The sequence below is a fragment of the Vogesella mureinivorans genome (assembly GCF_007644035.1).
In the GTDB taxonomy this organism is placed as follows: domain Bacteria; phylum Pseudomonadota; class Gammaproteobacteria; order Burkholderiales; family Chromobacteriaceae; genus Vogesella; species Vogesella mureinivorans.
In genome coordinates this window covers 1-268 of the sequence record NZ_VMTV02001105.1, presented here as the reverse complement: position 1 = coordinate 268, position 268 = coordinate 1, and the positions used below count along the sequence as shown (strand labels likewise).

The 268-nt window shown below is 69.0% G+C and carries 1 protein-coding gene; it reads right to left on the bottom strand.

The window, feature by feature from the left end:
• Positions 1-268, bottom strand: a 268-nt coding sequence (locus tag FLQ44_RS22950) for a hypothetical protein (RefSeq protein WP_206209140.1), incomplete at both ends; no start/stop codon positions are given.

Below are 268 nucleotides of genomic sequence, written 5' to 3'. Positions count from 1 at the left end.
CCGGTTAGCACGACATGGCACGCCACCGCCAGCCCGAGCAGCGCGGTCAGCACCAGCATCAGCGCGGAAAGCTGATCGAGCACCAGCACGATCCCGAACGGCGCAGGCCAGTTGCCGAGATCGTAGACCTGCGGCGGGTTGCCATAGGTGCGGCCCATCAGCACCGCGGCGATCACCAGCAAGCCCGCGGTCGATCCGACCGAAATGGCAGCACCGATCGAACGGCGGCGCAGCCGGAACAGCAGGGTCGCGGTGCCCGCCAGCACGG